The following is a 12628-nucleotide window of genomic DNA, read 5'->3' as shown; positions in this document are numbered from 1 at the left end:
TAAATAATTTCTTTCAGGACAAATAAACAGCGCCGTTACCACAACGCATGCTGTACTTATTCACCTTTTTCAAGAAAGAAATTATGCTTATTCTGCACGATATCACTTATATACACCCTAACCGTGATCTTTTATTTGCCGGTATAGATCTCGTAGTTAATAAAAACGATAAAATAGCCCTCATAGGCAACAACGGCACGGGGAAATCAACCCTGCTTAAAATATTGGCCGGAAACTTACAGCCCGCAAGCGGCGTGGTAAAAACCGGTTCGAAACCATATTATGTGCCCCAGATTTTTGGACAGTACAATGCATTTAGCGTTGCCGAAGCCCTGCAAATAGACGATAAACTAAACGCCTTAAAGCAGATTCTTGAAGGCAATGTTACCGACGAAAATATGACCCTGCTCAATGACGACTGGGCTATTGAGGAACGCTGCCAGGAAGCGTTTATACATTGGCAGCTTAAGGATATTGATTTGTCGCAAAAAATGGACACGCTTAGCGGCGGGCAAAAAACAAAAGTATTTTTAGCAGGCATCGCCATTCATCGCCCCGAAATAGTTTTGTTGGATGAGCCGAGCAACCATTTGGATAATTCAAGCAGGGAACTATTGTATAATTATATCCAATCAACCAATAATACGCTGGTGGTGGTTAGTCACGACCGTACCTTACTCAACTTACTTACTACGGTTTGCGAACTTAGCAAGCGGGGCATAACCGTTTACGGCGGAGATTACGATTTTTATGCCGAACAAAAAATGATGGAGAGCGATGCCCTGAACCAGGATGTAAGAAGCAGGGAGAAAGCGCTCCGCAAGGCTAAGGAAACAGAAAGGGAATCAGTTGAACGGCAGCAAAAGCTGGATGCCCGCGGTAAAAAGAAACAGGAAAAAGCCGGTGTGCCCACTATCATGATGAAAACGCTTAAAAACAGCGCCGAAAAAAGCACCTCGAAGATGAAGGGTGTCCATGCCGAAAAAACTGATGCTATCGCACAGGAACTAAGCCAGCTGCGTACACGGTTGCCGGATATTGATAAAATGAAGATGGGTTTTGACAATTCGGCACTTCATAAAGGGAAGGTACTGATTACCGCTAAGGACCTCAACTTTGGATACAGAGATCAAGAGCTTTGGACCTCGCCGTTAAGTTTTCAAATCACCAGCGGCGAAAGGCTGGCGATCAAAGGGGCAAACGGCTCAGGCAAAACAACGCTGATAAAGATGCTGCTGGGCTCACTAAAACCACAATCCGGCACAATAGAACGCGCGGCGGTTAAAGCCATTTATATCGACCAGGATTATTCACTCATCAATAACAAGCTCAGTGTTTATGAACAGGCGGAAGAATATAATTCGGGCGTATTGCAGGAACATGACATCAAAATTCGCCTCAACAGGTTTTTGTTTACTAAGGAGTATTGGGATAAACCATGCAGCGCCCTGAGCGGCGGCGAAAAAATGCGGCTGATGCTCTGTTCGTTAACCATCAGCAACCAGGCACCAGATATGATCATCCTGGATGAGCCCACCAATAACCTCGATATTCAAAACATCGAAATTTTAACAGCAGCTATTAACGATTACCAGGGAACGCTCATCGTTGTATCGCACGATGAATATTTTTTAAAGGAGATAAACGTAGAACAGGAGATTTTGATAAGGTAAAAAGATAGAAAAAAAGGGGGCCACCGTTTGCTTCGCATACAGCTGGCCTCTTTTGTTTTTCATTTATTTAAAACCCCTTCTTCCTTGTGATCCCCGGCTTTCTGCTTTTCCGCTCTGCAGGTTCAGGAACACCTTCTGCTCCGTAGCTGCGGGCCATTTTGGCTATGCGCTCTTCCATGGTCTCGGTAGTTAGTCTTTCCCGGCCGAGGCTGTCAACCATGATCGGAAAGGCAAAAGGTGTTGGTCGCTCAATCACTTTCAAAATGATATTTTGTGTTTGGATCCGTTGCAAAGCAGCCCTTAGCCTGAACTCTTCTAATTGAAAGGCCAAAGCCTCGTTATAGGCCTGGCGTACCAGTAAGTTATCCGGCTCATACTCGCTGAAGACTTCAAACAATAATGAAGTTGATGCCTGCAAATGCTTGTTCTTAACCTGCTGACCGGGATAACCCGTGAAAACCAAGCCACCGATATGTGCTATATCCCTGAAACGGCGGCGGGCCATTTCATTGGCGTTTAAACTGTGCTGGATATCATCTATCAGGTTATCTATCGAAAAAAAGCCGGTATCCTCCAGTGCTTCTTCAATAGGGATATCGTCGTCGGTAAGCAATTCAAAGCCGTAATCATTCATAGCGATAGAAAAACTTGCAGGCCTTATTTTACTGATGCGATAAGCCAGCAGCGATGCCATGCCTTCGTGCACCAATCGCCCTTCAAAAGGATAAAACAACAAGTGGTGCCCTTCTCTCGATTTAAATGACTCGATCAAAAACTCGTGACTTTGCGGTAAGTGCGATAATTGCTGCTGCAAATCAAAAAGCGGTTTTAAAGCTTTAACTTCTACATCTTTTTCGATGCCATGCGCCACCTCATCCAGCTTCAGCCTGAATACAGCCGCCAGTTGTGATGATAACGGCATGCGTCCCCCGTTCCAACTCGGGATGATGCCTTTGGTTGAGTTGGATTTTTTAACGTAGGCTGTCATTTCTTTCACCCGTACAAACTCCAAACTCCGGCCTGCAAACCAAAAGGTATTACCGGGTTTTAACTTCGATACAAAGGACTCTTCAATAGTACCCAGACTACCGCCGCTGAGCCATTTTACGCGGATGTTTAATTCACTGGTAATGGTACCGATACTCAGCCGGTGGCGCATGGCTACTCTGCGGCTATTTACTTTATACAATCCGTTTTCAACCTCAACTTTTAAAAATTCATCATACTGGGCAAGTGTTTTACCGCCGCTGGTAATAAAATCAAGTAATTGTCCAAATTCGTTCCTGCTCAGATCAGCAAAGGCATAAGTGGTTTTAACCTCCTTAAAAAGTTCGTCGGCGTAAAAACCATCAGACACGGCCAGTGTCACCATGTACTGAATCAGCACATCCATGGTGAGCAGCATCGGATCGCGGCTTTCAAAAATCTTATCCTTAATAGCTTCCTTCAGCGCCGCGCCCTCCAATAACTCGAGCGAGTGCGTGGGTACAAAATAGGCCAGAGATGTCGCTCCCGGATGGTGCCCGCTTCGCCCCGCACGCTGCATAAAACGGGCAACACCTTTGGGACTGCCAACCTGTACAACGGTATCTACAGGGCGAAAATCAACCCCCAGGTCCAAACTTGAGGTGCACACCACCAGTTTTAGGGCTTCGGCATGCAGAGCGGCTTCTACCCAGTTGCGCAGCTCGTTATCCAATGAGCCATGGTGCATAGCCATGATGCCCGCATACTCGGGGTAATTATCCAAAATGGCATGGTACCAGATCTCCGATTGAGAGCGCGTATTAGTAAATATCAGTGTGGTTTTACTTTTGGCAACTATCTCCATCACCTCGGGCAGCAGCTTTAAACCGATATGCCCCGCCCAGGAGTAATTCTCAATATTCTGTGGAATAATAGACCGGATATCCAGCTTTTTCTCCAGGTTAGCGCGTACCATTTTAACCTGTTCCGGCGGAAAATCATTTCCTAATAAAACTTCGGCAGCCTGTTCAAGATTGCCAATAGTTGCGGAGATGCCCCAGATTTTCACCCCACCCCAACCCTCCCCGAGGGGGAGGGAACTTTTTTCTAAATATTGCTTAATGGAATCAATTACCTTTTCAGGATTTTGCAACACTTCATCATTAGTATATCTCAGCACGGTATATCCCTGTGAATTTAAATATGCTGTCCTTTCTTCGTCTAAATGTCGTTGTTCTATGCTGGTATGATATCCTCCATCAACCTCAACAATCAATTTCTTCTCAAGGCAGATAAAATCTGGTATATAATTCAACACAAGATGTTGCCGCCTGAATTTATATCCCGTCCTTTTACCTCTCAATAATTGCCACAAAATATTTTCAGCTTCGGTAGGTTGATGACGCATAAACTTTGCATTATCAATATTTGCCTGCCAGCTCAAAGCATCGGTTGTATGATAGCCGGGATATTTTTCTTTTACTTTAGTATCTAACTTTTCGGCTCCTTCTCCTTTGGAGAGGGTTGGGGTGAGGTGCTTTAATCTGGACAAACCCAGCTCCACCTGCACTCCCCTTTTTGTACCTAACAACTCATGCCATTCATCGATCACAACTACCTGCAGCTGACTGAATAACTTAGGATATTCCTTTTGGGCAAGCATGAGGTGCAAGCTTTCCGGCGTGGTAAGCAGTACTTCGGGCAGCTTTTTTTTGAGGGCTTGCTTTTCGGCAGCAGGGGTATCCCCTGTGCGGGTAGCTATGCGCCATGGTAAGCCGATCTCATCGCAGGCTTCCTGCATGGCTTTACGGATATCGTTGGTAAGCGCCCGCAATGGGGTTATCCAAAGCATCAGCAAGCCATTATTTTGTTTGGTTTTATAGGTATCGGGATGTGTGTTGATAAACCCTGCCAGAAAAGGCAGGAACAGGGCAAAAGTTTTACCGCTGCCCGTGGGAGCATTCAACAAGCCTGAATAGCCGCCAAGGTACGCCTCCATCATTTCGGCCTGGAAAGGGAACTGCTCCCAGTTTTTTTCCATGTACCATTGCTGTATAACCTGTTGGCCTTTGCTTGTCATTATTCTCTTAACAAAATTTTTGTTGTTTGGTTATTGCACGAATAATCGAGCCAACAAAATAACTATTAAATTGGTTATGGTAATATGACGATCAGAAATAGCTTAATAATCATTTCGATAGCCATCTGCCTTTTGGCCTGCGGCAACAATTCAAAAAAAGAAACAACTTTGGCCGATACCAATCACGTACCCAGGGATACCACAGGCCAATATCCTTTCGATAAAAACGATACAACTACCCACCATATCATGGCATCGGATGCTAATACGGCCAACACCGTTCAGTCCGACTGGCTGATAACTCCCGGCAAAAGCATCGGGCATATTATTTTAAATGATGATGTGCAAAATGTGATAAAGCGATTGGGCAAGCCTGATAGCTCCGACGCGGCCATGGGCAGTTCATTGATGGTCTGGTTTGCCAAACATGATATTACCCGTTACCGTACCGCGATTTTTTCGCACCGCAACATGGGCAGTAAGGATGAATCAATAAGTCATATACAAAAGATCCTCGTAACATCGCCGCGGTTTAGAACCGGTGAGGGCGTAGGTGTAGGTTCAACCAAACAGGATATTCAAAAATATTATTCATTAAAGCCAACCTCTACCTATACCAACAATGGCGGCAAGGTGCAGATTTACACCGATCCGGGTAAAGGGATTTCTTTTGAAATAGATAGCAGCGGCCGTTGCGTTGGCGTGGTAGTACATAAAGCCAATGATACTGCAGTGGCTTATTTGAATATGCATTGATTGTTTTCGACATAGAAACACATAATTGCGTCCTGGGCATACAAATCACGATAATTAAGCAAAGCCGCTTGTCCTGCCGAAGACGCATGTGATGGGTCTTTACAAATAAAGAAGGCCTTCCCGAAACGGAAAGACCTTCTTTATTATGATATCTACTATCCTTATTTCTTTTCGGGCATCAATATCAATTTAATCAAATTTTTACCGCTTAGATATTTATTAGCTGCATCTTTAGTGCTTTGAGGGGTTATTTGTTCAAGGCTGCTTACATGCCCCAGGATTTGGTCCGGGTTTTCGCCGTTTTGCGATGTAGAGGCAAGATATCCTGCCCAGAAAACATTTTGCTTTAGCTGCTGCTGGGTTGAACGGGCTTCTTCGGCAACAAATTTCTGGATATCTGCCGGTAAGGCGCCGTTCTGTTTAATTTTGGCTATCTCCTCCATGGTAGCGTTGATCAGCTTATCCACATTTTCGGGTGCGCAACCAAAAGATATGGTAAAAGTGTAACGCCCCCCCGGAATTTTATGGTAGCCGGCCCTTACCCCGGGAGCATATACACCGCTTTCCTGCTCACGTAACCGTTCAATCAGTTTAATGTTCAGTACTTCTTCCAGCGCATCTACCTGTATATTGTTAGCTTCATTGTAATCATAATCGCCGCTAAAAACCAATTGTACAGTGCTTTTATCACCTACCCCTTTATTCACCGTTTTGGTGATCAAACCCGCAGGCGGCTCAATATTCATGTTTTTGTAAGTTTCCTTGCTGTTGGTTGAGGGCAAACCGCCAAGGTAATGCTCAAGGTATGGCTTAATTGTTTCTATGTTAAAATTACCCACCAGTGTAAAGGTAAAACCACTGGCGTCGGCAAAGCGTTTTTTGTAAAAATCGTAAGCTTTATCAAGTGTTGCCGCATTTAACCTTGGTAAGGTAGTTACCATACCACGGAAATTATAGTTACTTAATACAGCCGATACCGTATCCTGGTAAACACTTCCGGGATCAAGCCCGCGGGTACTCAATATCGACCTGGTTTGATCGATGTTGGCATCCCAGATGTCTTTGTCTTTACGCGGCTGGGTAAAGTACAGGTAAATCAACTGAAGGGCTGTTTCAAAATCGGCTGGTGAGGTATTTCCCGAAATACCCTGTGCAAACTCACTGATATACGGCGAAATACTCAGGTTTTTGCCAGCCAGCTTTTTATCAAGCATGCCCTGGTTAAACTGCGCTATACCGCTTCCGCTGATAATAGATGAGGCCAGGTTTGCCGACGTAAATTCATCATCACTTGCCAGTGATGTACCGCCAAAAGCATAACCGTTTATCAGGATCTGATCGTTACGGTATTCAGTAGGTTTTAAGATCACTTTTAAACCATTGCCTAAAGTAAGCGTGGTTGTACCAAGGGCCTCATCTGTTTCTTCTTTAGCAACTTTAGTACCTTCAGGAACTTTGGCCAGCAGCGGGTCACTTGATACGTTATCAATATAGGCAGTTACATTTTGGCCGCCTGTGGCAATCCAGTTCAGCAAGGTTTTTTCGTCGGGCAAATTAGCTTTTTCTTTATCCGGGGCTTGTACTACCACCACACGGTTTTGATCGCTGATAAATTTACCGGCCATGGCATTCATATCGGCCAGGCTTACTTTATAGATATTGCCTATATAAAAATTATACTCATAGCTGATGCCGGGGATAGCCTCGCCGGTTAAAAAGTTGGCCTGGTATTCACGTACAAAATTTGCCGAAGGGGTTTTATCCCTCTCCCGGTAAGCATTCCCAATACCAACCAGCGCATCCTGCTTGGCGCGTTCCAGCTCGGTAAGGGTAAAACCAAATTTGCGGGCGCGTTCAGATTCGGCCACCACGGCTTTAACCGCTTTTTCAAGTTCGCCGGGTTTGGCGACAACCAGTGAAGTGTAAGCATCCTGGTCGCCAATAAAATTACCATAGCTGGTACGGCCATATAAAAACGGCGGATTAGGTTTTTGCAGCAACTCGTTTATGCGCGAATTAAGCATCTGGTTAAACAACTGTATCCTTACCTGCTGCATGTAATCGCCGGTAGTTTTAGTAACCGTGCCAGGATGTTTTACAATGATCTGTGCAACAGTGTATGGATACTCGGGATCCGTAACAATTTTTACCGCGGTACCCGGTGTTGCAGGTACGGAATATTTTGTCCTCGGCTTTTCGGCGGCCGGGTTTTTAAGCTGTGAAAAGTTTTGTTTAATGAGCGCCTCAACACGTTTTGGGTCAAAATCACCCACGGCAACAACAGCCTGCAAATCGGGGCGATACCAATCCTGGTAAAAAGCTTTGATAGTTTCGGGCTTAAAGTTTTTCAGGATATCTTCCTTTCCTATCGGCAAGCGGAGCGCATACCTTGAGTTGTTAAGCAGTACGGGCAATGTTTGTTGTTGCAGGCGTTCCTGGGCATTTTTGCCGCGAAGGCGCTCTTCTTCCAAAACAACGCCGCGTTCTTTATCAATTTCGGCAGGATCAAAACTTACATACCCGGCCCAATTAGCCAGTATATTAAAGCCTTTTTCAAACACACTGACGGTATCGGTTGGCAGAGGTAATTGATATACGGTTTCGTTAAACGAAGTGTAAGCGTTTAAATCGGCGCCAAATTTTACGCCTGCTTTTTGCAGGTAGTCAACCATCTGATTTTTTGGAAAATCGCGTGTACCGTTAAAAGCCATGTGCTCGGTAAAGTGGGCCAGGCCCTGCTGATCGTCATTTTCCAAAACCGAACCGGCTTTATTAACCAGGTAAAGTTCGGCCCTGCTTTTAGGTTCAACATTGGCACGGATATAATAAGTTAAGCCATTGGGTAATTTACCAATGATCACATCCTTGTCAACCGGTAATATATCGCTCTTGGCAGCAATGGCCTGGGTGCCGGGTTTATTTTTAGGCGACGGAACAGGTTTCTTTTTTACTTGTGCAAAAGCACTTCCGCCCGAAAGTGTTAAAGCCAATAGGGCCAGCGGAACGTATTTGTTCAGGTTCATTATAAAGTTTAATAGTCAGGGTACTAAGATGCAAAACGAAAATCTTAGTTACAAAGTATTGTTATGAAAATTAATGTTTTGTAGCTGATTTTGAGGCTGGCTTTTTAGCGGGAGGCTGATTAGCCGGAGCCTGGTTAGAAGAACCAAAAGCATCCTGCATCATTTGCGTCAGTTCGTCTTTATGTTCTGCAACCGCATTCTGGCCAACCATCATCCCCCTTTGCATTAACGCAGGCAATTTTGAGCTTACTTTTTGCCCTATCGGTGAGCTATAAAACACAGAAATCTGATTAAGCTCATCTTCAGTAAATTCTTCAGCATAAATAGCCGCCATTTTATCTTTGAGCAAATCCCAGGTAAAGTATTTGTTCATAAAGGTTTTCATCACATCAATGAATTTGGCACGCTGCTCTGCAGGCATTTGACTACTTGTGGAGTTAATGATATTATCCATCATTCCGCCGAACTGTTTATCTATACCAATAGAAATTAACAATTGCTCAGCGGCCTTTAAATGTGATTGGGTAATAGTTTGAGTGGTTGTTTGCGCTTTTAAGCTTGAAAAAGAAAACAGGATGATTCCTGTTAATGCGATAAGTTTAAGTTTTAGGTTCATATTAAATTTTGATAAAGATCTTTTTGATGTAGAACACCCACATCACTACCCATAAAATGAGCACTGTAAATATAGCACTTACCAATGAAGCATTTACAGGTGAAAAATAAGGCGCAAAAAAAGTTTGATAAATAGACGAGCCGTTTATTTTAATCATCCCCATATAATGCGGAATAAAGCCCGACAGCACATAAGCTGTTATAGCATTAGTGCCAAATACCACAAAGGGATAAGTAAAGCGTTTGTACCCCTGTATGTCAATAAGCCAGTAGCATAAAGCCAGCCCAATGGTTGCCAGGCCGCCGGTATAAAGCACAAAGGAGCTTGTCCACAAGGCTTTGTTAATAGGAAAAAACAAATCCCAGAACAAGCCTGCTATAACCGCGATTATTCCGTAAACAAACATCCAATTAGTTTTGATATTGTCATCGCGGTCTCTACGTTTTAGCCAGCTGCCCACCCTAATACCAAACAGGGCTGTGGCAACGGCGGGAATAGTCCCCAGCAAACCTTCCGGGTCCCAGGTATGCGATTCGCGCCAGAGGTGATCGGGCGTAAATACCAGCCTGTCTATCCATGCCCCCATATTGGTTTCAGGCTCAAGATTGGCATAGCCTACACCCGGTACAGGGATAAAGGTCATGATGATAAAATAACCTATAAGCGCTCCGGCAAAAATCCAGTCGCGCGTTTTTTGTGATGTTTTGAGATAAAGTACTGTGCTGATGAAATACACCAGGGCTATGCGCGGCAACACACCCGGCAAACGTAAATGAGCCAGCCCTGTATCGGGGTGCAAGGTCAGTTGAGTTATCCAGGGGATCAGCAGCAGGATCACGGTACGGCGCAGCGCCTTCAGGATTAGTTTACTGTGCGATACCGTAGCCTTTTTACTTTCCATGGCATATATAACCGATACGCCAACCATAAACAAAAAGAAAGGAAAAACCAGGTCGGTAGGTGTACAGCCATTCCATTTAGAATGTTCGAGCGGTGCATAGATATGCCCCCAGTCGCCAGGGTCATTGACGAGGATCATCATGGCGATGGTAATGCCCCGGAATACATCAAGGGAAAGAAGGCGTTTTGGTTTTTCGGTTATGGTTGAGGTCATAGGCTACATTAAAGAAATTCCCTCCCAAGGGAGGGGTGCGTTTGGAATGTGCATTGGCAGGGAGGGGTTTATACACCCTGTCAAAAACAAGGCTAATCGATGAAACCCCTCCCTACACCCTCCCAAGGGAGGGAATCGCACATGGCCTTCAATTACTACCCCATTGCCTGCTTCCACAAGACAATGAGGTTCTATAAATCCTTAAAACATATATCGTTTAAATGCTTCCATGGCCTCATATTCCGCAAGGCCAAGGCGGTCGTAGCGATGGGCGGTGTCACGGGTGCGGTCTTCTGCACGTACCCAGAACTCCCTTGCATCATCACCCGGGAATACAGGCCTGTCCTTTTGCGACTGGTGTTTGAAGATCGCATTTCGTTTGCGGATCACCTCCTGTGGCGACAATGGTACTGCCATCTCTATCTCATGTGTTTCAAACTCATGCCATGCACCACGGTACATCCACAGCCAGCAGTCTTCTACCCAGGCTTCTTTTCCTTTTAATCTTTCCAGTGCAGCTAAGATGATTTTGAAGCATACCAGGTGGGTTCCGTTAGGATCTGCAAAGTCACCTGCCGCGAAGATCTGCTGTGGTTTTACTTTTTGAAGCAGGTCGATAGTCAATTGAATATCTTCCTCACCTACCGAATTCTTTTTGGTTTTACCGGTTTCGTAAAACGGCAATGCCATAAAGTGGATATGATCATCCTGTAAGCCTGCATACCTTGCACCTGATATAGCTTCTGTTTTCCTGATAAAGCCTTTCACATTCCTGATCTCCTGAGTATCAATTTCGTTTGGTTGTTTGGTTGGGAAGAAGGTACGCATGTCTTCATAGGATTTCTGTAGATGCGCAGTGTCTTCGCCGATGCTTTTTGTAAAGTCGATGGCAAATTCCATGTACCTTAGCACGTCATCATCCCATACCGCGGTATTTCCTGAGGTTTGGTAAGCTACGTGTACATCATGCCCCTGGTCTACCAAACGAATAAATGTACCGCCCATCGAGATCACGTCATCATCAGGGTGCGGTGAAAAGATAATAGAGCGTTTTTTAGCAGGCAATGCCCTTTCCGGCCTTTGCGAATCATCCGCATCCGGTTTGCCACCTGGCCAGCCGGTGATGGTATGCTGGATCTGGTTAAAGATATCAATGTTGATATTATATACAGGGCCCTGCTCTACTGCAAGTTGGGCCATGCCGTGGTTATTGTAATCTTCTTCCGTTAGTTTCAGTACCGGTTTGTTAACCTCATTCGCCAACCAGATCACCGCCTTTTTCTTTAACTGGTTATCCCATACACAATCTTTCACCAGCCATGGGGTATCAAACCGGGTCAGTTCTGATGCAGCATCTGCATCCAGTACAAACTCCACATGTTGTGATAGTTGCAGGTAAGTTGCAGGTACTTCACCCGAGATCTCCCCTTCTACGGCTTTCTTGATGATCGGCGCTTTCTTCTTGTTCCAGGCCATCAGGATGATTTCCCTGGCTTTGAAAATAGTACCGATCCCCATCGTGATCGCTTTGGTTGGCACATTCGCCTTACCACCAAAATCCCTTGAAGCATCACTCCTGGTCAGATCGTCAAGCGTTACCATCCTGGTTCCTGAATTTGGTGCAGAACCCGGTTCGTTGAAACCGATGTGACCTGTACGACCGATACCCAGGATCTGAAGGTCTAAGCCGCCCAATTCTTCAATCTGCTTTTCGTAAGCCAGGCAGTAGCCTGCTACGGCTTCTTTATCCAGTGTACCATCCGGGATGTGCACATTGGCTTTATCTATATCAATATGGCTGAACAGGTTTTCGTACATGAAGGTTACATAGCTTTGCGCTGCTGTGGGCTTCATGGGGTAGTACTCATCCAGGTTGAAAGTGATCACATTCTTAAAGCTCAAGCCTGCTTCTTTGTGCTGCCTTACCAGTTCGGCATATACCCCTATCGGGGTTACACCGGTGGCAAGCCCCAATACCGCTTTTTCGCCTTTAGCTTGTTTCGCGCGGATCAGATCTGCTATCCGGTTCGCTACCGCTACCGAGGCTTCCTGCTGGTTGCTATATACGCTTACCGGTAACTTCTCGTAACGTGTCTCTTCCAATAAATTTAATCGTGCCATGAATCTTAGGAAATGAAAATGAGGTTAGTTGTTCAAAACAAATATATCAGATATTTACATAGTGCCGTTATTATTTTAACTTTTGCGGTAGTGTTAACCCATCTAAATGGGGTTAACACGGGTTAACACATTTCAAATCTTTAAAATAGAAAACATTAATAATCAACAGTTTAAACACAACCATGGGTTACACTAAACTGATATTTTCGAGCAATTAACACATCCAAACGTTTGCCCTTGTTATTGACAAAAGCAAGTGCTGATGAAACCTGGCCCGTT

7 protein-coding genes are annotated in these 12628 nt (G+C 44.9%); 2 read left to right on the top strand and 5 right to left on the bottom strand.

The features are described 5' to 3' along the window. Positions 1-47: 47 nt before the first annotated feature. Positions 48-1673 carry a ribosomal protection-like ABC-F family protein gene (abc-f, locus tag ABID99_RS28310; RefSeq protein WP_373615837.1) on the top strand — a complete coding sequence of 542 codons (1626 nt, stop codon included), beginning with the start codon at positions 48-50 and terminating at the stop codon, positions 1671-1673. A gap of 67 nt (positions 1674-1740) precedes the next feature. Here abc-f and ABID99_RS28305 read toward each other — a convergent pair whose 3' ends face one another. Next, positions 1741-4719: a ligase-associated DNA damage response DEXH box helicase gene (locus ABID99_RS28305; RefSeq protein ID WP_373615836.1), complete on the bottom strand. Its 2979-nt coding sequence runs from the start codon at positions 4717-4719 to the stop codon at positions 1741-1743. Between the two features lie 84 nt (positions 4720-4803). Between ABID99_RS28305 and ABID99_RS28300 the strand changes: the two genes are divergently transcribed. Beyond that, positions 4804-5475: a hypothetical protein gene (locus ABID99_RS28300; protein WP_176628807.1), complete on the top strand. Its 672-nt coding sequence runs from the start codon at positions 4804-4806 to the stop codon at positions 5473-5475. Between the two features lie 161 nt (positions 5476-5636). Here the strand turns inward: ABID99_RS28300 and ABID99_RS28295 are convergent, their stop codons facing one another. The 4 genes from ABID99_RS28295 to nagB form a co-directional block, all read right to left on the bottom strand. After that, complete coding sequence (locus ABID99_RS28295; protein ID WP_090534718.1) at positions 5637-8498, bottom strand: pitrilysin family protein; 2862 nt, start codon at positions 8496-8498, stop codon at positions 5637-5639. A gap of 70 nt (positions 8499-8568) precedes the next feature. Continuing rightward, positions 8569-9114: a DUF2059 domain-containing protein gene (locus ABID99_RS28290; protein ID WP_090534716.1), complete on the bottom strand. Its 546-nt coding sequence runs from the start codon at positions 9112-9114 to the stop codon at positions 8569-8571. Between the two features lies 1 nt (position 9115). Further along, the gene (locus tag ABID99_RS28285) at positions 9116-10228 is read right to left on the bottom strand and encodes an acyltransferase family protein (RefSeq protein WP_373615835.1); all 1113 of its coding nucleotides are present in this window, start codon (positions 10226-10228) and stop codon (positions 9116-9118) included. A gap of 201 nt (positions 10229-10429) precedes the next feature. After that, complete coding sequence (nagB, locus tag ABID99_RS28280; protein WP_373615834.1) at positions 10430-12349, bottom strand: glucosamine-6-phosphate deaminase; 1920 nt, start codon at positions 12347-12349, stop codon at positions 10430-10432. Positions 12350-12628 lie beyond the last annotated feature (279 nt).

Source organism: Mucilaginibacter sp. OAE612 (assembly GCF_041806395.1).
Taxonomy (GTDB): Bacteria; Bacteroidota; Bacteroidia; order Sphingobacteriales; family Sphingobacteriaceae; genus Mucilaginibacter; species Mucilaginibacter rubeus.
Note: the sequence above shows the minus strand (reverse complement) of the source record. Positions and strands in the feature narration are given on the sequence as shown.

Bases quoted from the DNA above. Each gene is read 5' to 3' on its own strand.
- ABID99_RS28290 (WP_090534716.1), bottom strand. From the start codon at position 9,114: ATGAACCTAAAACTTAAACTTATCGCATTAACAGGAATCATCCTGTTT.
- abc-f (WP_373615837.1), top strand. From the start codon at position 48: ATGCTGTACTTATTCACCTTTTTCAAGAAAGAAATTATGCTTATTCTG.
- ABID99_RS28300 (WP_176628807.1), top strand. From the start codon at position 4,804: ATGACGATCAGAAATAGCTTAATAATCATTTCGATAGCCATCTGCCTT.
- ABID99_RS28295 (WP_090534718.1), bottom strand. From the start codon at position 8,498: ATGAACCTGAACAAATACGTTCCGCTGGCCCTATTGGCTTTAACACTT.
- ABID99_RS28305 (WP_373615836.1), bottom strand. From the start codon at position 4,719: ATGACAAGCAAAGGCCAACAGGTTATACAGCAATGGTACATGGAAAAA.
- nagB (WP_373615834.1), bottom strand. From the start codon at position 12,349: ATGGCACGATTAAATTTATTGGAAGAGACACGTTACGAGAAGTTACCG.
- ABID99_RS28285 (WP_373615835.1), bottom strand. From the start codon at position 10,228: ATGACCTCAACCATAACCGAAAAACCAAAACGCCTTCTTTCCCTTGAT.